This is a genomic window from Alkalibacillus almallahensis, from assembly GCF_011761495.1.
Taxonomy (GTDB): Bacteria; Bacillota; Bacilli; order Bacillales; family Alkalibacillaceae; genus Alkalibacillus; species Alkalibacillus almallahensis.
Window position 1 is genome coordinate 22,403 of sequence record NZ_JAASRU010000007.1, and the last position, 23,485, is coordinate 45,887.

Below are 23,485 nucleotides of genomic sequence, written 5' to 3' on the forward strand. Positions count from 1 at the left end.
CCGTAATAAAGGAGGATGACGATGGATCTTCGTCATACATTATTTGAAACGTTACAAATCGACATCCAAGAAGCAGAGCCACAACGCGTCGTTTTAACGATGCCTATTAATGAAACCGTGCATCAACCAATGGGCTTTTTACACGGGGGAGCTTCAGTTGCTCTCGCAGAGTCGGCTGCCAGTTACGGAGCTTTCTTAAATGTTAACCCAGAACGCTACAATGTCTTCGGCCTTGAAATTAATGCCAATCACATTAAGAGTAAGCGTGATGGCATCTTAACAGCCGTCGCTACTCCTATTCACATTGGTCGAATGACAATGGTATGGGACATTCAAATGAAAGATGAAAATGATCAGCTTATCTGCACGTCGCGTTGTACGATTGGAGTTGTCGAACGGTCTAACAAGTGAGGTGCGTCTATGTATAATCCAATGTGGGATGAACTTCGGGTTCAACTTACGGAAGAAAAAAATCGACTTGAACAACGGGTAAAAGAAGCAGAAGATCTTCCTGCTTTAATCGAAGAATCTGTAGGTGAATTAAATTCTGTAGACGATCAACATCCTGGAGACAGCGGTACAGAATTATATGAACGGCAAAAGGATCTGACCATGTTTCGGCATGCTAAAGAACAGCTCGAAGAAATTGATCATGCATTAAATAAGATGGATGATGGAACTTACGGAATCTGTGAAAAAACAGGTGAACCTATCCCCTTAGAAAGACTACAAGCTATGCCGACAGCTAGGTATACCATTAAACATTCTCATGACGAATTATAAAACGAAGCATAAACGGATAAAATGGATATGACGTGTGAAAGGAAGTGACAACATGTTATACCGTTTTGTCCGTTTTTATTTTCATATCCCAATCTTTTTACGTTTATTATTAACCGTCTTAAGCATCATGCTTTTATTTGGGACGATTATGTATTGGGCAGAGCCAGACGAGTTTACGACATGGTTTGATGGTGTATGGTTTGCTTTTATTACAGGGGCCACTGTTGGTTACGGAGATTTCGTACCCGAAACAGTCTTAGGTCAACTGCTCACTATTTTACTGATTTTAGCTGGAGGTGGGTTATTAACGTTCTATATGGTGACACTTTCAAGTGGTGCCATTAAACGAGAAGATGATTATAAGAAGGGGGAAGTGGCATTTCATGGCGAAGATCATATGATTATTGTTGGGTGGAACGAGCGGACGCGTCGACTGATTGAATTAATTGAAACACAATACGGGAAACAAACTGATCTTGTTTTAATCGATGAAACTTTAGAAGAAGATCCTGTGAATCATACCAATGTTCATTTTATTCACTCTGATCCCACCATTGATGATACTTGGGAAAAAGCTAATCTTCCTAAAGCAGATAAAGTTATTGTGACCGCAGATCAAACCAAAATCGAAAAAGAGGCTGACGTCCACACAATCCTTGTTATTCTTACAGTTCGAGGCTTACAACACGACATTCCGATTTTAGGTGAAATATTAACCGAAAAACAAAAGCGGAATGCTGAACGAGCAGGCGCGACAGAAGTAATTTGTTCAAATGAAACAACGAGTACTTTGTTCTATCATGAATTAACTGGCAATGAATATGTCAAAGCGTTTGATTACGTGATGGCATTGCTGTCACAACAACAATTCATCATCGATTCTGTTTATGATGAATGGATTGATCAATCTATTCTTGAACTATCTGAGATCACTAAACAAGAGGGGCAATTACTTTTAGGGTTTATCCGTGACAACGAAATCAAAATAAATCCTGACCCAAATGAACGCCTTCAAGAAGATGATCAAGTCATTATGACGAAAACATTACTGGAGTAATACTTTCTCTACTTCTTGTATAACAGTCTCTGCTTGTTCTATATAGGTTTCATCAATGTCAGCATCTGGCTCTTCTGGTGACTGAAATTGATTAAAGCTCCCTTGGATATTACCTGATATGCCTTGTTGATCAGTGCCTGCTTCAAATCGATGAACTAAAACAAATGGCGAGCCAATACGTACGTGTGCGTCTTTCTCGCCTATCGTTCCTATTTCTGTAGTGACGGGAATGCGGAGAAAAGCGTATCCCTCATCTGTTTGTTCTAGTTTATGATCAAAGTAAGCATGATCGTACTCCCAACTACCTCCGACACTAAAGGCAAAACGGTTTAAAATCGCTTCTAAATCTTCAAAAGGATAAGCTTGATTTTCGATACCTGACTGAATCTGTTCCATATAATCACCTCTAACAATTTTTAATCACTCGTAGTATGACCGGATTATTCGTTTTCATAAGTGAGGATTAAAAACAAAAAAACGTCGGCCTTTAAAAGACCGACGTTTCCTTGTTTTATAGAGAATGACGTAAGATTTGACGAACGTCTTCATCATATAATGCATTAAAGTTACCAAATGGCCCTCGTTTCATCGCACGATCAACCATTAATTCTAAATTCTTGTCATCAATGTCATATTCCGCTAAGCGAGTCGGTGCACCTAAGGAACTCCAGAACTCACGTAAACGATCAATTCCTTGTAACGCTGTTTCTTCATCAGACTTGCCTGTTGGATCAACGCCAAATACTCTAACAGCTAATTGTTTAAAACGCTCTGGATTCACTGATAAATTATGCTTCATCCAGTTAGGGAATAAGATCGATAAACCACCAGCATGCGGAATATCATAAACTGCTGATACAGCATGTTCAATATTGTGTGTTGCCCAATCACCTTTATAACCTGTTTGTAAAATACCGTTAAATGCCATTGTACCTGCATACATGATTGTTTCACGGTACTCGTATGATTCAAGGTTATTGATTAATTTAGGAGCCGTTTCAATAATTGACTTCAAGATCCCTTCAGCCATACGATCTTGAACAGGTGCATTCGTCGGTTGATGGAAATACTGCTCTAACACATGACTCATCATATCAACTATGCCGTATACCGTATGATTTTTCGGTACAGAATACGTATTAACTGGGTCTAGAATGGAGAATAATGGGTATGATAACGGTGAACCCCATCCGTATTTTTCATTTGTTTCCCAGTTCGTAATAACCGCACCAGCGTTCATCTCAGAACCTGTTGCTGCTAACGTAAGGATCGTACCTAATGGTAAAGCGTCTTCAGGTGTAGCTTGTTTGGTAACGAGATCCCAAGCATCACCATCATATTTAGCTGCTGAAGCAATTGTCTTCGAACAGTCAATAACACTTCCGCCACCAATTGCTAAGATGAAGTCAATATCTTCTTGCTTACATAAATCTGCGCCTTCATTAACAGTCGTTAAACGAGGGTTTGGATCAATGCCACTTAATTCAAACGTTTCATAACCGTTGTCTGATAACTTTTTCATAACATTCGTATAGATTCCGTTGCGCTTAATGCTTCCGCCACCGTATGTGACAAGAATGCGTTTAACACCTTCTGGGATTAAGAATGGTAATTGCTCTGTTTGGCCACGACCAAATACTAATTTCGTTGGATTGTAAAATGTAAAATTCTCCATATCAATACTCCTTTCAATGTCTCTAATTATTTATTATGTCGTAATAATCCTTCAGACGCAAAAGATATACTTTAATTAAAAAGCCTACGATTAAATAAAACCTCCAACTAATTGGAGGTTTACTTCTCTAATGACGATAGGTTTGTTCACGATCCTTCGATTGTTCAATCCATTCATTAAGCTTGTCTTTTAAAATATTGAACCCATTTTCGTCTTGATTATGTTGCATATCACGAATTTGTTCTGCTCTTGTCTTAGCATGAATTGGCCGTGATTGTGTCGCACGAATTGAAAGCGAAAACTTCCCTTCTGAAGGTTCCGCATCAACGACTTTGACCTGAATAACTTCACCCACAGACACATAGTCATGCACATCTTTCACATAACCATGTGTAATCTCAGAAATATGAACGAGTCCTTGTCTATCATCATCAATTTTTACAAAGGCACCATAAGGTTGAATTCCTGTCACTTCACCTTTAATGATATCTCCTTCTTGTACATTCATGATCGACAACTCCTAAAGCTTTTCTATATCTTCCACTTTTTATCTTAACATAATCACAAACCCCCATTCAAAAATGCCTGACGCCGATGATTCAGAATAAATAACAAATTTCCACAAAAAATTAAAAAAATTTATAAAATCATGTTTAATATTTTTCAAAACGGTTATAACTATTAATGTAATACTTTCTCGTATTCCCCCTTTGACAAAGCGATTAATCGCTTTGTCTTTTTTTTGCTTTTGAACAAGAATTCGGTGTAAGATAATGATTGAGGAGGGATTTAGAATGACAGAATTTAATAAGAAGATTAACCGAGAAAATACACGTGCAGTAAAATACGAATTCCGAGAAAAACTATTTGAACGCAATGATGTGTTACCAATGTGGGTCGCGGATATGGACCTTCCTGCTCCACAAGCCATTCAAGATGCAATTATGGCTCGTGCAGAGCATAATATATATGGTTATACCACACATGACGACGAACTACTATCAACCATCCAAAATTGGTTAACAAAACGTTATCAATTTGATGTAAATACTGATTTAATCTCGTTCTCTCCAGGTGTTATCCCTGCGTTACATGCATTAGTCGAAGCTTTTACAGAAGAGGGCGATCAAATTGTTATTCAACCACCTGTATACCCACCATTTTTCTCAGTGGTTGAAAGTCATGATCGTACCGTTCTTGAAAATCCACTCATTTATGAAAATAATACATATCGAATGAATTTCGATCAGCTTGAAGAGCAATTTAAGCAAGGAGCAAAAGCATTTATATTATGTAGCCCTCACAATCCAGTCGGACGTGTTTGGACGGAGAGTGAACTTAAGCAACTCGCTGAATTATGCGTCACTTATAATGTTTACCTGTTCTCTGATGAAATTCATAGCGATATTATCTTCTCAGGTCATAAGCATCGACCTATTGCAGACCTGAATGAAAATATTAGCGCTTTAACATTTACTATGATGGCACCATCTAAGACGTTCAATATTGCTGGATTACAAGCATCATTTACAATCAGTCCAGATGAAGACTCAAAGAAGGTTCTCGACAAACAATTAATGAAACAAGGAGCCGTCATGTTGAACACAATTGCTTATACAGCAATGGAAGCAGCCTATCAACATGGTGAACCTTGGTTAGAAGATTTAATTAAACACTTAGAAAATAATTATGCTTATTTACAAGAACAACTTAAACAGACACCTATTACACCTGTAAAAGCAGACGGCACCTATTTAATCTGGCTCGATTTCTCTGAGACTGGATTAGATCATGAAGAAATTAAACGAAAATTAAACCACGAAGCTAAAGTCGGGCTCAATGATGGCCAAAGCTTCAGTAAAGAACACGGCGATCAATTTATGCGTATGAATATTGCTTGTCCACGTGAAATGGTTGAAGATGCTGTTAAACGGCTTGTGAGCACATTTGGATAAATAATTAAAAGCTGCCTCATTTTACGAGGCAGCTTATTTTAATTCGGCTACTCTTCCTGATCTTCCTCTACGCCTTCAGCAGGATTATCCGTTTCTTCATCTTTTTCGTCTTTAGTAATCTCTGCACAAGCAAACCGGTCGCCTGAGTCTCCTGCTGGTTGGGAAACACCATCATCTTGGCCAGAATGGATGATTAAAGCTTTTCCGCCATTTTCATTAAATAAAGACCCTGTTCCGTCTTGCAAGGTTGCTTTCTCAACCACATATTCATAAGATGCTTCTCCGCTTGCCTTCACTTCCATATTCGGCATATCACCTATATGTTGGTCTTCTGGCTGCATAAGACCATGGACAGCATCTTCGCTGTTAGACCAATGACCACCTGCTGACTCAAAGGTTGGACCTTCGCATGTTGGATTTTCGTGTAAGTGAATCCCGTGAAAACCTGGAGAAAGGCCCACTAGTTCTACTTTTACATTAACTCCATTCGCATCTTCTGACAATGTTGTTTCTCCTACCACATCATAATTAGAATTGATGATATCAGCTTTATAAACACTGGGGCTTCCCCCACAAGCCGTGAGGAATATTATTAAACATAAAAAAATCCACTTCATTCATAACCACCTCATACTTAGTATGGTTAGAATAAAATGGATTTAAACGTCAAGAATCGTTATGTGAAGTGTTCGTGTCGTCAACTCTTGTTTGATCTGGAAAACGTTCTTCTGTCGTTTTCTGTTCTTTATTCGAAACTTTAATAATCCAGCGGAAAAACAAAAACGCAAAGGCTGTAAATATGATTAATGTTATAAGCGCTGGAATATAAGCTGTTTTATCCTCAGGAAAATAAAGAAATTCCATCATAGCGCATACACCTACTTTTAATTCGTCTTTTTTCATTATAACAAATCATTAGACACTGCGTATAATGGAATGTTTCAGCTTTATGACAATCTAAGCTTTGAATGACTGTAGTAAATTAGCCATCTCAATCGCACTCATCGCTGCGCCGTAACCGTTATTACCAGCTTTTGTACCAGCACGCTCAATTGCTTGTTCAATTGTATCCGTTGTTAATACACCAAAGATCACTGGCACGCCAGTCTCCATACTGACCGAGGAAACTCCTTTAGACACTTCACCACTCACATATTCAAAATGTGGTGTTGCGCCACGAATAACAGCACCTAATGTAATCACAGCATCATAGGATCCATGTTCCGCCATTTTTTTAGCTGCTAATGGAATTTCATACGCACCAGGAACCCAGGCAACTTCGATGTCATCCTCATTCACTCCATGGCGTTTCAAACCATCTAATGCGCCATCTAATAATTTTTCATTAATAAAGCCGTTAAAACGTCCAACGACAATACCGATTTTTAAATTGCTAGCGACTAAATTTCCTTCATATGTTTTCATGATTAAAACCTCCTCGATTTAAAATAAATGACCTAGTTTATCGCGTTTCGTTTCTAAATATTTTTCGTTATCTTTATTGGGTGTCATGTATAATGGTACGCGGTCGACAACTTCTAAATCATAACCGTAAAGCCCTTTGATTTTACGTGGGTTATTGGTTAATAATTTCATCTTACGTACACCTAAGTCTTCTAAAATTTGAGCACCAATACCATAATCACGCAAATCAGCTGGATAGCCTAATTTTTCATTCGCTTCGACGGTATCATAACCTTCTTCTTGAAGTTTATAAGCTTTAAGTTTATTAAGCAAGCCGATTCCACGACCTTCTTGACGCATGTACAATAATACACCTTTTCCAGCCTCTTCTATTTGATTCAACGCAGCCTCTAATTGAGGACCACAATCACATCGATTCGATCCAAACACATCGCCAGTTAAACACTCACTATGTACACGTACAAGTGCCGGTTCAGTTGGATCAATTTCACCTTTTACTAACGCGACATGTTCACGACCATCAATATCATTCGTATAAGCGACTGTTCTGAAATCACCATATGATGTTGGAAGTGACACTTCAACTTCACGCGTGACAAGCTTTTCATGTTTGCGACGATATTTAATTAAATCTTCAATGGTAATGAGTTTTAGACCATGCTCATCAGCAATTTCTCTCAATTCAGGAACGCGTGCCATCGAGCCGTCCTCATTCATAATTTCACAAATAGCCCCTGCTGGTGTACCGCCAGCTAATGTCGCTAAATCGACCGCAGCCTCTGTATGGCCAGCACGACGTAAAACGCCACCATTTTTCGCAATTAAGGGGAAAATATGGCCTGGGCGCTTAAATTCAGTGGGTACAATATCATCATCCGCTAAACGCATAATTGATTTCGAACGTTCTCCTGCACTAATTCCTGTTGTTGTTTCAACATGATCAATACTGACTGTAAACGCTGTCCCATGACTATCTGTATTCACATCAGCCATTAACTCGAGCTGAATCTCATCGGCTTTATCTTGTGTGATTGGCGTGCAAAGCAAACCACGACCTTCTTTCACCATAAAGTTAACCACTTCTGGTGTCGTATGTTCTGCAAGTGCAACAAAATCGCCTTCGTTCTCACGATTTTCATCATCGACAACAATTACAACTTTCCCCTGCTTCAGATCCTCTATTGCTTCATGAATTGAATCAAACATGCTTCCCCTCCTATTCGTTTAAGAAACCCGCTTCACGTAACGTTTCTAGTGACACACCCTGTTTCTGATTATTTTCACTCGGCATCATTAATTGATACACATATTTCATAAGCATATCACATTCAATATTCACAAGATCTCCCGCTGACTTTGACGTCAGAATCGTAGCGTCTTGTGTATGCGGAATGAGTGAAATCGTTAAAATCCCCTTTTCAATTCCAAAAATGGTCAGAGACGTCCCATCAATACTGACGGAACCTTTTAACATCATATACTTAGCTATATCTTCGCCCACATCAATATAAAAATACTCTGCATTATCTTGCGTTTCACGCCCTGTAATTTGACCGACACCATCGACGTGCCCTGAGACAAAATGACCTCCAAAACGACCATTCGCTGGCATGGCTCGCTCAAGATTGACAGTCGACCCTTGTTTCAACCCTTTTAACGCTGTCTGATGAAAGGTCTCTGGCATCACATCAGTATTAAAAGATATATTTGTAAAATCAGTAACCGTTAAACAAACGCCATTCACTGAAATGCTGTCTCCCAATTGCACGTCTTGGGTGATCTTGTTAACTCGAATCGTTAATTCTAGTGATTCAGCCCCTTGTTGAATTGACTGAATCGTCCCTACTTCTTCAATAATCCCTGTAAACATTAAGCGTCCTCCTCGTGTTGCGGTTTGGCGACAACTTTAATATCTGGTCCAATCATGTCAACGCTATGAAAAGTCACGTTCACGGCATCAGCGACATAATCGAAACCGAGTTGATTATAAAATACTTTGCTCAACTCACCACCGATTAATTTCGGTGCCATATATAAATGGATCTCATCAAATAATTGATGTTGAATAAAATCGGAATGAATGGTGGCACCACCTTCAACATAGACACTCATTAATTTCGCTTCGGCTAATCGTGATAATAATATTTCTAAATCAATCTGGTCTGTATCCATACGCCACACACTGACATGATTCAAAGCATTGAATTGTGCTTCTTGATCTTCATCAGCTTGCTTTCCACAAACCACAATTGTATTCGCTTGTTGATCAGTTAAGACATGAGTATCTAACGGAATGGCTAAATGTGTATCGAGGACGATACGTGTTGGATTTAATCCACCGTGGGGCAAGCGGGTAGTTAAATGAGGATCATCTCGTAAAACGGTTTGACTGCCAACTAATATGGCATCATGTTGATGTCTTTGTGTATGAACATCATGACGTGCTTCTTCGCTCGTAATCCATTTGCTATCACCGCTGTTTGCGGACGTTTTACCGTCCATGGAAACAGCTGTTTTCAGCGTCACAAATGGTTTCTTATATGTCATAAAATGAAAGAATTTTTGATTAATCAGCTGCGCTTCTTGTTCAAGTAAGCCGACTTCAACCTCGACTCCTTCATCGCGTAACCATTTCACACCATTGCCTGCAACTTTTGGATTCGGGTCTAATGTCGCAACATAAACCTTCTCAATCCCTGCATCAATGATTGCTTTCGCGCAAGGAGGCGTTTGGCCATAATGCGAACAAGGTTCAAGTGTGACAAACATGGTCGCACCTTTTGCCTGTTCACCAGCTTGCTCAAGCGCATAGACTTCAGCATGTGGTTGACCCGGCACTAAATGAGTACCTGTTCCAACCACAACGCCATCTTTAATAATGACGGCGCCTACAGACGGATTAGGCCTCGTTTGGCCTATAGTTAACCGTGCTAATTCAAGTGCATGTTGCATATAAAATTGTTCGTCTTTCAATCGTTAACCCCCTTTAACTTACACAACCGGATTAACGATCTGATCCTTCTCCCATCCAGACTTTAACTGTCGGTCCTAGAATCTCACTAGCTCCACCGCATGAAGCGGGTCGCGGACTAAGGCTTCATCAGCCATCACCGCCGGTCGGGAATTACACCCTGCCCCGAAGTTTTAAACCATTTATTCAATTTAATATGATAGGTTATATTTCTAACCAACTTTCTGTTCATTATTATACAATATTCGCCTTTCGAACGCTATCACTTAGTTTTGAAGAAAAATCATTATGGCGATAGCTCTTTCAATTCATTCATAAGTTCAGACGGTATTTCTTCTAAATTCGTTATTTCCATTCTGTCATTACCAGGATGAGTAGTAATGATATATGATTTGTCACCAAAATCGATCGCCGTTAGCTGCATAATCCTAACTTCGAGGTTATCTTGGATGTAGTTAAGGTCTTCTTCCTGTAATTGAATATCTACACTTTCATGTGACAACTCCTCAATTTCCTCTACATCATCCGCCCCCTTAATCGACATGTATAAATCCCAAGAGCTTTTCGGCGTTAAATAAAAAATATAGTATCCAATCATAATTGCTAAACAAACACCCAAGGTTATGGTCAAAATTTTTAAGTCTCTGTATTTCTTCTCCATAAGTTCTCCCCCAGTTATTTACTTATAACGTATTAAAAACAATCAATTAAGAAAAGCACTCAATCTGCCAAATGAAGAAAATTGAGTGCTTACTTAGGTATTATTCTACAGGTTCAAATCTAACTGATTCCTCAGTTTCAATGGTATCTCCTTCAGTTGCTGTGAACACATAACTTTCAACACCACTTCTACCTAATATCGTATTCACCTTCAAGCTACCTCCACTATTCCGTACGACAAAGTTGCTCCCTCTTCCTTCTGGATAAACTTCATAACGACCTTCAGGTAAGTCTGTACCAACTACAAAATGACCAGCTCCTAAATGTTTGTTTTCACCCTCAGCCTTTTCAACACCACCTTCTAGGTTAGAAAGTTCAGTTTCTAATGAATTTACTTTATCTTCTAAATCGCTTACATCTGACTCTAACGTTGATTTTTCAGAAACTAAATCATCACGATCTTCTTCAAGTTGAATTAACTGTTCTAACTCACTGTTTTTACTATCTACTTGAGTTTCAAGATCGTCGAGTTCACTTTCCTTAGTTTCAATTTTTTCCTCATAGTTATTTAAATCACCTTGTAAGGTATTTGTTTGTTCAGAAAGTGATTCATAAGAGACTTTTTCTTCATCTATTAAAGCTTTTTTATCTTCAAAACCATTTCCGTAGCCAAATTGATAAGCAATAATAAATGCTATTACAACTAACAATGTCGATAAAAAATAACCTGACTTCACTAAGTTTACTACTTTATTCATAATCATCCCCCTTTTTCATACCAACATTATACAAAAAATCTTCTTAAAATAACATATTACTAGTTATTTTTTACTATTAAATTCAAAAAAAGATATAACTTTGGTATTTAAAAAACGATGTCCATTATTTTTTTGTTTAAGAACTTACATTCTTGGGAAAAGAACAACTAGACACGTTAAAAAAGGAGTGGTTACATGGATATCAAGAAAGTACTCAATCAACTAGAACATTATCAAACAGAAGCACCAAATCGTGTTTTTTCAATGTATTTAAATACTGACCCGTCTGACCAAGATCAACAAGGTGGCGAATGGAAAATACATTTAAAGAATGGTTTAAATAACTTTGAAACATACCTTCAAGACGATAGCTCTGAAGAAAAGCGTAATTTCTGGGCTGTAAAAGAAAAGGTTGAGAATTTCATTGAAGAAAACCGTTTAAACTTAAAGAAGAGTGTGATTATCTTCGCAACAGGTGAAGGTGATGTATGGTTTGCTGATACATTACAAATGCCTGTAGAAACAGAATTCCACTGGGAAGATGAGCCTGTTCTTGGACAATTAAAACAATTACACGAAAAATTTCCGAAAACAGGTATTGTTTTAACACAGAAAGAACACATCAAAATTATTGATGCTGAATTAGCTTCAGTTAAAGACACTCTATTCTATGAATTAGACCTGAACACTGAAGACTGGAGACAACATCAAGGACCTCATCAATCAGGTTCTAACTTAGGTTCTGGCGGAGCTAAGTCATCGAAGAAAGATGAACTCGATCAACGGTTTGAAGAAAATCGCTCTCGTTGGTATAAATCCATTGCACCGAAGCTAGATAAATTAGCTAAAGACTATGATTGGGCTGAGATTTATATGGTCGGCGATAGTGATGAAGTTGATGAACTTGAAGCTAATATGAATAAACCTATTACAGGTAAAATCAATAAAAACTTACTCGATTCTGACGAAATGAGCGTTCTCAACGAAGTCAAGGATCAATAAATATTTACAGAAAGGTTCCATTCATTTTCACATATTTGATTGGAACCTTTTTTTATTGATTGTTGTTTAATTTAGATGCTAGGTTGGAACGATTTCAATCATGGCAACAGATAACTAAGATAACTTCCTCTATTAGCATGATCATCTTGAACTAGGAAAGGACTTATCATTTGTTAACGTTCTGAATAGATATCAGTTTATAAAAATAATTACTTAAGATCGTTTAAGGCTTCACCTAACTTACTATTTATTTCTTTTTTCCCTTCTACATAAAACACTAGAGCATTTTGAATAGTATAGGTTTTATAAGATTCTAAGGAGGCGCTTGCATTCATTTCTTCAAATGCTTCCATCCCCTCTTTGCGTTCATCTACGGATTCAAAAATATAAATAGCTAACGTCATGTCTTCCAGGGAATATACTTTAGGTGAAACTTCATTTAATTTTTGACTAAAAGCGTTGCTCGCAGGCAAATCCACTTCTTTCAACTCTAAATTTTGTTCGTGTAGAGTAGTCTCTACCTCTTCTAAATCAATGTTATCAGTTGTGCTTTGTCCTGTTTCTTGTTGACTACAAGCACCGAGAACTATAGCAAGTAATATAAAACACAATAATCTTTTTGGCAAAATTCCACCCCACTTTAATCATTTGACGAACGACGATCTATAGTGTTTCACTTATACCTAATTCAAAAATCGATGATAAATACACTCCTCTCGATGATAACCCTCCCTAAATCCATCTCAACTCATGACAATTCCGTTAAATCAGCGGCTTTAAATTGTTTATCGACTACTTTTGTGATAGGTTTGATACGTAAGAAGAAATAAGGAGGATTCACATATGCCAACAACTCATATTGGTGCAAACAAAGGCGATATCGCCGATAAAATTTTACTTCCAGGTGACCCGCTTCGTGCGAAATATATTGCGGAGAATTTCTTAGAGGATGTTGTCTGCTATAACGAAGTTCGTGGTATGTACGGTTATACTGGTACATACAAAGGTGAACGTATTTCTGTTCAAGGTACAGGAATGGGTGTACCGAGTATTGCGATTTATGCTAACGAGCTGATCCAAGAATACGATGTGCAAAAATTAATCCGCGTTGGGTCTTGTGGAGCGCTTCAAGAAGATGTACAAGTACGTGATGTCATTTTAGCGCAATCTGCAACGACGGATTCACAACTCAATCGTACTGTTTTTGGTACTATTGACTTCGCTCCAACAGCTGACTTCAACTTATTGAAGAATGCTTATGACGTAGGTGAAGAACAAGGGCTAAACCTTCGTGTCGGTAACGTCTTTACAAGTGATGCGTTCTACCGTGAAAATGCGATGGAACTGTTCAACAAGCTTGCTGAATACAATGTGCTTGCTGTTGAAATGGAAACATCAGCACTTTATTCAATCGCTGCTAAATACAACCGTGAAGCACTAACTGTCTTAACAGTAAGTGATCACATCATCACTGGAGAAGAAACAACTTCTCAAGAACGTCAAACAACCTTCAACGAGATGATTGAAGTTGCACTAGATGCAGCTATTAAATAATCTCAATTAGTCGTCTACATGAGTAGGCGACTTTTTTTAGCACTATTGTTCACCATTTTCAAAATTAAGTTGACAATAAAATCACCCTTCCTGTATATTAAATGTGAACCATACATAAGAGGAGGGTAAACAATGAAACAAAAAATGAGTGCTCAAGAAATTACATTAGGGTCAGTCTTTGTCGTCCTATTAATGATTGGTGCTAATATTGCAATTTGGTTTCCATTCTTAAAAGTTACATACGGCGCTGGATCTGTTCCCTTATCACTACAGACATTTTTCGCAATTTTAGCTGGATTAATTTTAGGAAAGCGTCTTGGCGTGTTTGCAGTTATTACTTATATTTTAATTGGCCTTGTCGGCGTACCAGTCTTTGCTGAAATGTCATCAGGACCTCAAGTCTTGATCATGCCAACAGGAGGATTCTTGCTATCGTTTATCGCTGTAGCTTGGGTTGCAGGTTGGGTTGTCGAAAAGAGTCAACAACCGACTGTTAAGACTTATCTGGTGGCCACATTATTCGGTTTAATGGCAAACTACCTGATTGGCACACCATTCATGGTAGCTTCAACGAATATCGTTATGGAAGTTCCATTATCGATTGGACAAGGTGTGATCGCGATGCTGCCATTTTTCGTTAAAGATTTCATCATTACTATGGGAGCTGCTGTCTTATTACCGAAGATTTTAGGTAGACTTGAGTCAGCCAATATCCAATTAACATCCCACACTTAATAAAAATCCCAACTTCTATTCCAAGAAGTTGGGATTTAATATTATTGATTCATTATCGCTTTTGCTAAAGTACGCGCCATTACGCCTGTTGGACCTTTAGGCCCTAAATCATGCGCGCTTTCTGCCATCGCAGTACCAGCAATGTCTAAGTGAACCCAAGGTGTTTCCTCAGCAAACGCACCGACAAACGCTCCTGCCATAACGGCGTGAGCTTTTCGACCAGGTGAGTTATTTAAATCGGCAATATGACTTGTTGCGACTTGTTTTTGGTAAACATCTAAATAAGGTAACTGCCACATCAATTCGCCTTCTTGATTAGCTGCTGTTACCACTTCATCATACCAATCCTGATCATTTGTCATGGCACCTGTTACTTGATCGCCTAATGCCACTACTACGCCGCCAGTCAACGTTGCAATATCAACAATTTTACTCGCACCTTGTTGCTTCGCATACGTTACCGCATCAGCCATAGCTAGACGGCCTTCCGCATCTGTATTACGAATTTCAATTGTTTTTCCACTCATTGACACAATCACATCATCGGGTTTAAATGCTTTGTCACTCACCATATTATCTGTAGCTGGAATCAAGGCCAACACATTTGTCTTCGGCTGAAGGTGACCAATTGCATCCATTGCTCCTATTACTGAAGCAGCACCGCCCATATCCATTTTCATACCGACAATGCCGTCTTTCGGCTTAAGCGAGTAACCTCCTGTATCAAATGTAATTCCTTTACCAACAAGAGCGACAGGATCTTCCCAAGTATCAAGTCCTTGATAAGACATCACAATAAATCGTGGTGGCTCGTCTGACCCTTGATTAACCGCAAGTAAAGCTCCCATGCCTAATTCTTCTATTTGCTCACGTTCAAAGACATCAATTTTTAGCTGATGTTTATCCGCAATATTTTCTGCGAATACAGCTAAATCTTTAGCCGTTAATAAATTACTTGGCAAATTAACTAAATGACGGGCTATATTCGCCCCATTTCCTAAGGCATAACCTTGCTGTGCTGCTTCTGCAACTGAATGATCGTTTGTTAAAAACGTTAAAGACTCAAGTTCGTAACGATTTTCATCACGGTCAGTATGGTAAGTTTCCAATTGATAAGGAGCCATAACTGCTGCTTCTCCAATGGCTTCTGCATATGTAGTTGGTTCCTCGCTGTATAAACTGTCGATCGCTAAACTAGCAGATTGAATAGAGTCTTCAGCTAATTGTTTAAATAATCGTCCAAACGATTGTCGCGCTCGGTCAACAGTGAATTGGTCATAGTCACCAAACCCAACAAAATAAATTCTTTTGGCATCTAATTGTCCTAATGTATGTACTTTGGACACATATCCTTGTGTCGTTGAAACATCACCTGACTCAACAAGATCATCAAGCTGATTATGAAGAGCTTGATTCAAAATTTCATAAGCTGGTTGTGTTTCTTTCGGCGCTTCAAAAAGTCCAACAATTAAAGCGTCCGTATTATGTTTAGTCAAATCTTCTTGTATAATCGTAAACATCTACATCCCTCCCATTATCATATATTTAATCATACCAAAAAGTTTCGAATGGCGAAATAAATATTTCTTTAGAAAAACGTTTTTTAAAGCTAAATATTCGGGTATGATGATAATTAAGAGGAAAGGACGTCTAACTATGGTCGAGATTTTCGAAAACACACCACTTTGGATTGCTTTATTCGCAGTCATCTTCGCACAAGTTGTGAAAATTCCTATTCAGTATATTGCAACGCGTAAAATAAACTTAGGGATTGCTTTTAGCACTGGAGGCATGCCAAGTAGCCATACAGCTGCCGTTGCATCACTAACGACAGCGATTGGCATAGAGCATGGCTTAGACTCACCTCTGTTCGCCATCGCCTGTGTATTAAGTATTATTGTGATGTACGATGCTACAGGCATTCGCCGTCATGCAGGAGAACATGCAACGATTTTAAATCAGCTCGTAAAAGATGTTCAGCGAATCGTGGATGACGCCATTCAATGGCAACAGAAAGAAGAACACGAAAAGCAAAAAGAACTTAAAGAGTTACTAGGGCATCAACCTGTTGAAGTTTTCTTTGGTGCTGTCACAGGTATTTTATTAGCCATTATAACGTATACCTATTTCCTATAAGCCCTCTTCTCATTAAATTAGCCCAAGATGATCCACTAGAGATCATCTTGGGCTAATTTGTTTGGACAACAGGGACTGTTTCTGTACTAATCGCTTGTTCCCATTGATTTAGATCCGCTTCAGTTACTGATCCATCCCCTTCTTCTATCACATAAACCTCTACTTCTTTCTTACCCCAATTATTATATACATCATCCACATCTTCATAATACAAATCAATCTTATTACCTTTAATAGCGCCACCAATATCCATCACGATCCCATATCCGTAATCAGGGATATACAATACCGTCCCCAGCGGAAACTGATTTAAATCAGCTGCAATGGTTGAAAGTGAGCCTCTTTGTACTTGTAAACCGGAATAAGTGATTCCGTATTGCGGATGGTCTTTCGTCTTTCCGGTTGATTCGTATCCTGCTGTATAACCTGTTGCCAGTACAGTACGCGTCGGAAAACGACGAAAGGCTACTTCAGCACTTTGTTCATCTTGATAACTAGCTAACTCAACTGATTCAGAGCTAGATGTAACCTCGATGCTTTTATTTGTCAGATTAGTTAGCTGCTGCTCTTTTGCTTCTTCAGCTACTTTATAATCTTCTTCATGCCAAATACTTTGAGCTAAAACTGCGGTGCAAACAATCGCAATCAAACAGATTACTAATATAAAAAAGCTTCTTATCGCAGTACGCATGTTAAACACCTCTTTGTCACAAAGCGTTACCACAATAAGAAACTTTTATACATGTTAAGCTATTTAGAACATTTGATAGCCTTTCGCTCGCAAGATTCGAATGATAATACCTGAGACGATGGTTCCAATAAAACCAACAATCAGTATAAATAGATCGACTATTTGTAAGTTCACTAAATCTTGAGCTAAAGCTGGAAATGATTCACCAGGCTGTGTGAAATAATTCGTAAACGGGACATCATCTACGATTAAAACAACAATGATTGGAAAAATAATCGCCATGATCCAAGTAGACCTTAATAACATATTTAAGATGAAGCCTATTCCAAAGAATAATACGAAAAATAATATTGATAGCACGAACACTTGCACAATATTCATGAATGAGTGCCTCCTGTATAATAACCACTGGCTATTTAAACCATGTATTTCTTATAAATTCTTCGACAAAACCATCCTTATTTTATCACAGACAAATGTTTTCAGTAAGATAAACACGTTAGAGACACAAATTTGTTAAATTATGAAACATCATCAATTCTAAATATACAAAAAAGGCAGCTTGTCGCTGCCTTTTGGTTTAGTGATACATATCGAGTTTACCTTTTTTAAGTAATAAGCCTACGCCACCTAGTTTTAATAAGTAACGGTTGTCGATCACTTTCTTCATAACAGATGCTGAACGACCGTATAATTTCTTATCGTCAAGAATGACACCAATGGCATCCGTATGACCTAATGAAGCAACTGTACCTTTAATATCTGGTTCAAATCCTTCGAGATCACTTTGTCCATTGACTAACTGTTTTAAATTATGAGCAGCTGTATCTGCCATTTGCATTGCAATTTGAGCTGTTGGAGGGTATGGACGTTCTGTTTCTTCGTTAAAGAATACAGCACAATCACCAACAACAAATACATCATCATAATCAGGAGTACGTAAGTCATCACGTACAGCAACACGACCACGACTTACTTCAAAGCCAGATTCTTCGACGATTGAGTTACCGCGCACACCAGCAGCCCAAATAATATTCTTCGTTGCAATCTCTTCTTGTTCACCGTCTTTTTCTACAATAATGCCATCTTCCGTACATTTCTTAAGCATCGTATTTAGACGGAATTCTACGCCTTTTTCTTCGAGACGGTTCATTGCATACTCAACTAATTCTTCATCAAAGCCAGCTAATGCACTAGGACCCGCTTCAACATTTAATAGACGAACTTTGCTCGGATCGACATCATATTCTTGGCATAGTTCAGGAATACGATTAGCTAATTCCCCAACAAACTCAATACCAGTGAAGCCTGCACCACCAACAACGATCGTTAATAAGTCTTCACGTTCCTCTTTAAACATATTATATTGAGCAAAATTATACTCAATATGGTCACGAATATAACGCGCACTATTAATATTACTAATGGTGTACGCATATTCAAGAAGACCTTCAATGCCGAATGTTGCTGATTCAAAGCCAAGACCAATGACAAGATAGTCATATGTAAGCTCGCCATCTTCAAGCTTGACGACTTTTTTGTCTGGGTCAATTGATTGAACCGTGTCTTGAACGAAATTAATCTTGTTAAAATCGACAACATCATTAATTTGAATTCTTGTCCGATCATGGTGAAGTGTACCCGCAGCATTCTCGTGTAACCATGTCGTTTGATAGTGGTAATCATGCTTGTTCACTAAAGTAATGTCAGCTTCTGTGTCGCCAATCATTTTTTGTAGCTTCGTGGTCGTCATAATGCCACCATAACCAGCGCCTAACACAACAATACTTGGTTTGTTCATTTACATCACATCCATCCCAATAATTTTAAAAAGTTGATTGTGAAATTCAACGATACTTTGTGAAAAAATTCACGTACTGACGTAGAAATTGTCATAAAAACGTAAAACTCACCTAAATATAATCTTAGAATGTTTCACGGTGAATTTCAACCCTTACAATGATTTCTAATCATTCAGATAATTTAGCGCGTTCTCTTGCTCCTAGTTTGCAAAATATTTATCAATTCATGTGTCGAATGTTATAATATTTATCGGTGTATGATCGATTTATTAGGAAATAGATATATGGGGGAATTAAAACATGAACGAAGAAGTTAAAGATATAGCGATTATTGGCGCTGGCCCCGTTGGTTTATTCACAGCATTTTACGGAGGATTAAGACAAGCTGATGTACAAATCATTGAAAGCTTGCCTCATATAGGCGGACAATTAACAGCGCTTTATCCTGAAAAATATATTTACGATGTGGCTGGTTTTCCAAAAGTAACAGGACAAGGGCTTGTAGATAATCTTTATGAACAAGTAAAACCGTTCAATCCCACGATTACATTAGATCAAGCTGTCCAATCAATTGATAAATTAGAAGAAAATCTATTCAAAATAACAACAGATAAAGAAGTATTCTACGCCAAAGCTGTCATTATTACAGCTGGAAACGGTGCATTCGAACCACGTAAGTTAAAACTCGATGGCATTGACCAGTTTGAAGATATAAACTTACACTATTACATCACAAACCTCGAATCATTCCGAGATCGTCATGTGATGATTTGTGGTGGAGGCGACTCAGCGGTAGATTGGGCTTTAATGTTAGAACCGATCGCTAAAAAGGTGAGCATCGTCCATCGCCGTGATCAATTTCGCGCCCATGAGCATAGTGTCGAACAGTTATCAGATTCGTCAGCTGATATCTTAACACCTTATTCACCTGTCGAAATTCATGGTGACGATTCAATTGAACGCGTGACACTTCAAAAAACGAAATCAGAAGACACAATTGATGTCGAAATTGATGATTTAATCGTCAATTATGGATTTATCTCTCAACTAGGTCCTATCAAGGATTGGGGCTTAGAGATTGAGAAGAACGATATCGTCGTGAATACACGTATGGAAACAAACATTGAAGGCATATATGGCGCAGGTGACATTATTACCTATCCAGGCAAAGTCAAACTCATTGCTTCTGGATTTGGCGAAGGGCCAACAGCTGTGAATAATGCTATGAGCCGTATTGATCCTAACGCACGGCTTCAGCCAAAACACTCAACACATATGTTTAATTAAAAAGTTCTGATCAAAGTACTGTCCACTATTATGATGAGCTAATAACTGTAACTAGGGACTCAACATGCAAAACATGATCAACACAAAACTTCAATACAATTAATCAAACAATGCAGCGCTTAAATTAAAAGCGCTGCATTGTTTATTGGTCAACGACTTTTCACACCTCTGATTGACCTTTCATGTTAATAAATTAAATGTAGATCTAAGCCCAAAAGACAAAAGTCATCTATACCAGTTTATGTTTCCAGTCAACACCAGTTTTCGAAAGGGTAAGAATTTTGATTATATGGATTGTACTCATAATAATTTTGATAGACATTGCCCTGTTGGTCGCAATCCTGATACGGACCTATAAAAGTATTTGGCTTTATCGGCTCCGTTACTTGCTCCCACTCGTTTTCATTAAGACAATATGTGTGTGCCATTATATCTGCAGGCGTGAATTTTAGAATATCAGAACCCAATACGACTTCAGGGTTTGGTGCATCAAAAATTGCCAAAAAATGTGTATGTTCATCGATAGCTACTATATAATGCCACCATCCTTGAGGAATGTTTACTACTTGACCGGGTGTTACCGTAAAATGCAGCAACTCTTTTGTAAATGGATTCAATATCGAAATAACTGCAGCTCCTGAAATACTGTAAACTAATTCAGTTGCATTTTGGTGGTAATGTGGTTCGATGACATGATCAGCACTAAGAAAAATATCAAGCAGTGAAGTATTTTCAAGTGTGTTCAACTGATTTTGACCCGCTACATTTATGAAATTTTGATGATCTTCCTTAAACAACGTGCTATTATTCATATCAAAAAAATATTGAGCTGAGGGAGATGTGTAATCAACATTCATACTCATAATTAAAAGCCTCCTCTTTGATCATAAGTATGATATGAGTTTAGTTTTTCTGCTGTGATAAATAATTCCAACATTTACCTCTAAGTACTATAACTCACACTTTATGTTCTCCAATTCAAATATGGTTTTGAATACTTTTCAACTCTCTTTCAATCAAAAAAAGTGACCTCGACATAATACTAAGTAGTTCTGTTTTGAAGTGCAAAATCACAATATACAAATTGTATAAATAATTGAAAGAATTTTAGGAAAATTACCATTTATATGGTAAAATAAGTTAACGAACGTTATCCAACTTACGAGGGAGTATTGTCTAACAAAGGTTAAGTTAAGTACCGTTATTTTATGGGAGTTTACTTAGAAGGGGGATTTTATATGGATACATCTTGGAAGAAACTTCTGACGTTCTCTTTACCAATTACATTTATTGGAATTGCAGAGATGTTAACTACTTTGATTGATATGTTATGGGTTAGATATTTTATTGAAGACTCGACTGCTTTAGCAGCAATAAGAGTTTCCTTTTCTTATACTATGCTAATCGAAGCTATAGTCGTTGGATTTGCTTCAGCAATGCTCATATACATAAGTCAGAATTTTAGCTCTGGAAATAAAAATGGAGCAAATGATGCTTTAAGAACAACCGTAGGAGTTATAATTATTTTTGGTTTAATTTCAGGGGCAATCGGTTTGCTACTTTTAGGGTTTTTAGGAGATATATTTGGAGCAACTGATACTACAATAAACTATGCACAAAATTATTTAAGACCGTTATTATTTGGCTTTGTTTTTATTATTATGAATAATTTTCTTCTTATACTACCTAGATATTTCGAAAAAATTAAAATAGTTTATTATGCCCTAGCGATCTTAATATTGACCAATATCATTATTACGCCACTTTTAATGTATTTTTTTGAAAAGACCAATTATTCGTTAATTATAGCAGCAGGATTGGGCACGTTAATTTCAAATTTATTTTCTCTCCTCTATCTATCATGGTTATTGTTCTTCAAAGATCACTTAGATTTGAATATTAATAAAAATTATTTGATTCCAAATATGTCCTTTAAACTAATGAAACGAAATTTTTCATTTATTTTTTCACAAGTATTTAATAGTTTAACATTCAGTATTTCGACCTTTCTCTACATGATAATCCTATCTTACTACCCTGAAGAAGCTTTTAATGTTTTTGCAGTTGCAAGTTATGTTTTCATGCTAGGTGGAGTATTTGTACAGAATTTCAGTTTTAGTTTGTTACCGTTAGTATCCAGATTGAAAGGGGAAGGTGAGTTAACGGAAATTAAGAAAATAGTTAGGAATATGGTCTATGTTGTAGTTGTTTACTCAATTGCTGTAGTGAGCATCTTGTATATACTTAGAGATAACATCAGTGAATTCATGGCTCAAACAGAAACCGCATACTATTTTATTAGGTTTATAGAAATTTATTCAATACCCTGGATTCTAGGAAACATTAGTATGATATACATTTTTCTCTATTCAGGGTCTGGAGATGCTAAAGCAAGTATGTATTTAATTATTTCAAACATGTATGCAATAGTGATTTTATCGCTCCTTTTCCTTCCAAACATGTATGATGATTTAGTGATTGGTGTTTTTTTTGCTTTAGCTATTGTTCAGATTTTAACGTTAATTAATTCATATGCACTTTACTTAACAGGAAGATGGAAAAAAATCATATTATAGAAAGCGAGGAAGTAACATGAGAATAATAAAAAAATTCAACAAAACTTTCATTTTTCGGCCTGAATCAAAAGAAGACTTTGATGAAATCAAAAAGTTTAGAAAAGCTGTCATAAAAGGAACTGAGGGAAAATGGTCTCAAGAAGAAAAAGATATCGTAGATAAGTTTAAAAATAGACCTAAGAAATAAATTGAGAATCTTAGCATTATAAAGAGACTGCAGTTTTTACTTGCATTGATGTTATTTGTTTTTTATGCCGGACATGAATATTCGGAATATGTACAACGAATACTTTTTCACTTAGTGAATTTTGAGGCAACAATTGTGGCTCATGCACCACAACACATAGCTGTCATGATGTAAAGAGGAACTGCAAACAGATGGTTTCATCATTTGAGCGTAATCTGTTTCAAATTGGCT

Annotated in this window: 28 protein-coding genes and 1 riboswitch; of the genes, 11 read left to right on the forward strand and 17 right to left on the reverse strand. The window is 37.4% G+C overall.

The genetic code is table 11. The annotated features are described in order from the left end of the window. The first annotated feature begins 21 nt into the window (after positions 1 to 21). Genes FHR85_RS07465 through FHR85_RS07475 form a run of 3 tightly spaced genes read left to right on the forward strand, consistent with a single transcriptional unit; the run spans position 22 to position 1,840 of the window. Positions 22 to 411, forward strand: a complete 390-nt coding sequence (locus FHR85_RS07465; protein WP_167262253.1) for a hotdog fold thioesterase — start codon at positions 22 to 24, stop codon at positions 409 to 411. Between the two features lie 9 nt (positions 412 to 420). After that, entirely contained in the window at positions 421 to 783 is a 363-nt protein-coding gene (locus FHR85_RS07470; RefSeq protein ID WP_167262254.1) for a TraR/DksA C4-type zinc finger protein, read from the forward strand. A gap of 52 nt (positions 784 to 835) precedes the next feature. Next, on the forward strand, positions 836 to 1,840 hold the full coding sequence (locus tag FHR85_RS07475) for a potassium channel family protein (protein WP_167262255.1): 1,005 nt from the start codon (positions 836 to 838) through the stop codon (positions 1,838 to 1,840). On the opposite strand, the gene FHR85_RS07480 is transcribed toward FHR85_RS07475, so the two are convergent. The 3 genes from FHR85_RS07480 to yugI all read right to left on the reverse strand — a co-directional run bounded on the left by FHR85_RS07480 (position 1,829) and on the right by yugI (position 4,023). After that, the gene (locus FHR85_RS07480) at positions 1,829 to 2,236 is read right to left on the reverse strand and encodes a YugN family protein (protein ID WP_167262256.1); all 408 of its coding nucleotides are present in this window, start codon (positions 2,234 to 2,236) and stop codon (positions 1,829 to 1,831) included. The genes FHR85_RS07475 and FHR85_RS07480 overlap by 12 nt on opposite strands. Before the next feature lie 115 nt (positions 2,237 to 2,351). Further along, positions 2,352 to 3,515 carry an iron-containing alcohol dehydrogenase gene (locus FHR85_RS07485; protein WP_167262257.1) on the reverse strand — a complete coding sequence of 388 codons (1,164 nt, stop codon included), beginning with the start codon at positions 3,513 to 3,515 and terminating at the stop codon, positions 2,352 to 2,354. A gap of 127 nt (positions 3,516 to 3,642) precedes the next feature. Then, a complete protein-coding gene (yugI, locus tag FHR85_RS07490; RefSeq protein ID WP_167262258.1) occupies positions 3,643 to 4,023 on the reverse strand; it encodes a S1 domain-containing post-transcriptional regulator GSP13 in 381 nt (126 codons plus the stop codon). A gap of 286 nt (positions 4,024 to 4,309) precedes the next feature. On the opposite strand from yugI, the gene FHR85_RS07495 reads away from it, so the two are divergent. Further along, positions 4,310 to 5,470 (forward strand): MalY/PatB family protein, encoded by a 1,161-nt coding sequence (locus FHR85_RS07495; protein ID WP_167262259.1) that lies wholly within the window; start codon positions 4,310 to 4,312, stop codon positions 5,468 to 5,470. Between the two features lie 47 nt (positions 5,471 to 5,517). Here the strand turns inward: FHR85_RS07495 and FHR85_RS07500 are convergent, their stop codons facing one another. The 8 genes from FHR85_RS07500 to FHR85_RS07535 form a co-directional block, all read right to left on the reverse strand. Further along, on the reverse strand, positions 5,518 to 6,087 hold the full coding sequence (locus tag FHR85_RS07500) for a superoxide dismutase family protein (RefSeq protein ID WP_208379635.1): 570 nt from the start codon (positions 6,085 to 6,087) through the stop codon (positions 5,518 to 5,520). 49 nt (positions 6,088 to 6,136) lie between these two features. Further along, entirely contained in the window at positions 6,137 to 6,337 is a 201-nt protein-coding gene (locus tag FHR85_RS07505) for a hypothetical protein (RefSeq protein ID WP_167262260.1), read from the reverse strand. A gap of 90 nt (positions 6,338 to 6,427) precedes the next feature. Then, a complete protein-coding gene (ribH, locus tag FHR85_RS07510; RefSeq protein WP_341770945.1) occupies positions 6,428 to 6,898 on the reverse strand; it encodes a 6,7-dimethyl-8-ribityllumazine synthase in 471 nt (156 codons plus the stop codon). 15 nt (positions 6,899 to 6,913) lie between these two features. Continuing rightward, a complete protein-coding gene (locus FHR85_RS07515; protein ID WP_167262262.1) occupies positions 6,914 to 8,101 on the reverse strand; it encodes a bifunctional 3,4-dihydroxy-2-butanone-4-phosphate synthase/GTP cyclohydrolase II in 1,188 nt (395 codons plus the stop codon). Positions 8,102 to 8,111: 10 nt separating this feature from the next. Beyond that, complete coding sequence (gene ribE / locus FHR85_RS07520) at positions 8,112 to 8,765, reverse strand: riboflavin synthase (RefSeq protein ID WP_167262263.1); 654 nt, start codon at positions 8,763 to 8,765, stop codon at positions 8,112 to 8,114. Further along, on the reverse strand, positions 8,765 to 9,868 hold the full coding sequence (gene ribD, locus FHR85_RS07525) for a bifunctional diaminohydroxyphosphoribosylaminopyrimidine deaminase/5-amino-6-(5-phosphoribosylamino)uracil reductase RibD (protein ID WP_279588352.1): 1,104 nt from the start codon (positions 9,866 to 9,868) through the stop codon (positions 8,765 to 8,767). Before ribD ends, ribE begins: the two co-directional genes overlap by 1 nt. 39 nt (positions 9,869 to 9,907) lie before the next feature. Further along, a riboswitch (FMN riboswitch) is annotated at positions 9,908 to 10,043 on the reverse strand. Between the two features lie 109 nt (positions 10,044 to 10,152). Continuing rightward, the gene (locus tag FHR85_RS07530; RefSeq protein WP_167262264.1) at positions 10,153 to 10,527 is read right to left on the reverse strand and encodes a hypothetical protein; all 375 of its coding nucleotides are present in this window, start codon (positions 10,525 to 10,527) and stop codon (positions 10,153 to 10,155) included. A 100-nt stretch (positions 10,528 to 10,627) separates the two neighbouring features. Further along, complete coding sequence (locus FHR85_RS07535; RefSeq protein WP_167262265.1) at positions 10,628 to 11,284, reverse strand: hypothetical protein; 657 nt, start codon at positions 11,282 to 11,284, stop codon at positions 10,628 to 10,630. Between the two features lie 195 nt (positions 11,285 to 11,479). Between FHR85_RS07535 and FHR85_RS07540 the strand changes: the two genes are divergently transcribed. Continuing rightward, the gene (locus tag FHR85_RS07540; RefSeq protein ID WP_167262266.1) at positions 11,480 to 12,286 is read left to right on the forward strand and encodes a VLRF1 family aeRF1-type release factor; all 807 of its coding nucleotides are present in this window, start codon (positions 11,480 to 11,482) and stop codon (positions 12,284 to 12,286) included. 209 nt (positions 12,287 to 12,495) lie between these two features. Here the strand turns inward: FHR85_RS07540 and FHR85_RS07545 are convergent, their stop codons facing one another. Beyond that, positions 12,496 to 12,912: a hypothetical protein gene (locus FHR85_RS07545; RefSeq protein WP_167262267.1), complete on the reverse strand. Its 417-nt coding sequence runs from the start codon at positions 12,910 to 12,912 to the stop codon at positions 12,496 to 12,498. A 217-nt stretch (positions 12,913 to 13,129) separates the two neighbouring features. Between FHR85_RS07545 and deoD the strand changes: the two genes are divergently transcribed. Together deoD and FHR85_RS07555 are read left to right on the forward strand one after the other, a co-directional pair. Then, positions 13,130 to 13,840: a purine-nucleoside phosphorylase gene (deoD, locus tag FHR85_RS07550; RefSeq protein WP_167262268.1), complete on the forward strand. Its 711-nt coding sequence runs from the start codon at positions 13,130 to 13,132 to the stop codon at positions 13,838 to 13,840. 132 nt (positions 13,841 to 13,972) lie between these two features. Next, complete coding sequence (locus tag FHR85_RS07555; protein WP_167262269.1) at positions 13,973 to 14,575, forward strand: biotin transporter BioY; 603 nt, start codon at positions 13,973 to 13,975, stop codon at positions 14,573 to 14,575. Between the two features lie 41 nt (positions 14,576 to 14,616). On the opposite strand, the gene FHR85_RS07560 is transcribed toward FHR85_RS07555, so the two are convergent. Then, positions 14,617 to 16,095, reverse strand: a complete 1,479-nt coding sequence (locus tag FHR85_RS07560) for a leucyl aminopeptidase (protein WP_167262270.1) — start codon at positions 16,093 to 16,095, stop codon at positions 14,617 to 14,619. A gap of 136 nt (positions 16,096 to 16,231) precedes the next feature. On the opposite strand from FHR85_RS07560, the gene FHR85_RS07565 reads away from it, so the two are divergent. After that, complete coding sequence (locus FHR85_RS07565; protein WP_167262271.1) at positions 16,232 to 16,711, forward strand: divergent PAP2 family protein; 480 nt, start codon at positions 16,232 to 16,234, stop codon at positions 16,709 to 16,711. A 52-nt stretch (positions 16,712 to 16,763) separates the two neighbouring features. On the opposite strand, the gene FHR85_RS07570 is transcribed toward FHR85_RS07565, so the two are convergent. The 3 genes from FHR85_RS07570 to FHR85_RS07580 all read right to left on the reverse strand — a co-directional run bounded on the left by FHR85_RS07570 (position 16,764) and on the right by FHR85_RS07580 (position 19,203). Further along, positions 16,764 to 17,402: a 3D domain-containing protein gene (locus FHR85_RS07570; protein WP_167262272.1), complete on the reverse strand. Its 639-nt coding sequence runs from the start codon at positions 17,400 to 17,402 to the stop codon at positions 16,764 to 16,766. 63 nt (positions 17,403 to 17,465) lie between these two features. Continuing rightward, on the reverse strand, positions 17,466 to 17,783 hold the full coding sequence (locus FHR85_RS07575) for a YuiB family protein (protein WP_167262273.1): 318 nt from the start codon (positions 17,781 to 17,783) through the stop codon (positions 17,466 to 17,468). 199 nt (positions 17,784 to 17,982) lie between these two features. Continuing rightward, the gene (locus FHR85_RS07580) at positions 17,983 to 19,203 is read right to left on the reverse strand and encodes an NAD(P)/FAD-dependent oxidoreductase (RefSeq protein ID WP_167262274.1); all 1,221 of its coding nucleotides are present in this window, start codon (positions 19,201 to 19,203) and stop codon (positions 17,983 to 17,985) included. Between the two features lie 301 nt (positions 19,204 to 19,504). Between FHR85_RS07580 and FHR85_RS07585 the strand changes: the two genes are divergently transcribed. After that, a complete protein-coding gene (locus tag FHR85_RS07585; RefSeq protein ID WP_167262275.1) occupies positions 19,505 to 20,491 on the forward strand; it encodes an NAD(P)/FAD-dependent oxidoreductase in 987 nt (328 codons plus the stop codon). A 251-nt stretch (positions 20,492 to 20,742) separates the two neighbouring features. Here the strand turns inward: FHR85_RS07585 and FHR85_RS07590 are convergent, their stop codons facing one another. Continuing rightward, positions 20,743 to 21,354 (reverse strand): cupin domain-containing protein, encoded by a 612-nt coding sequence (locus tag FHR85_RS07590; protein WP_167262276.1) that lies wholly within the window; start codon positions 21,352 to 21,354, stop codon positions 20,743 to 20,745. Between the two features lie 375 nt (positions 21,355 to 21,729). On the opposite strand from FHR85_RS07590, the gene FHR85_RS07595 reads away from it, so the two are divergent. Both FHR85_RS07595 and FHR85_RS07600 read left to right on the forward strand, forming a co-directional pair. Then, positions 21,730 to 23,067, forward strand: coding sequence for an MATE family efflux transporter (locus FHR85_RS07595; RefSeq protein ID WP_167262277.1), 1,338 nt, complete (start codon positions 21,730 to 21,732; stop codon positions 23,065 to 23,067). A 16-nt stretch (positions 23,068 to 23,083) separates the two neighbouring features. After that, positions 23,084 to 23,254, forward strand: coding sequence for a hypothetical protein (locus FHR85_RS07600; RefSeq protein WP_167262278.1), 171 nt, complete (start codon positions 23,084 to 23,086; stop codon positions 23,252 to 23,254). Positions 23,255 to 23,485 lie beyond the last annotated feature (231 nt).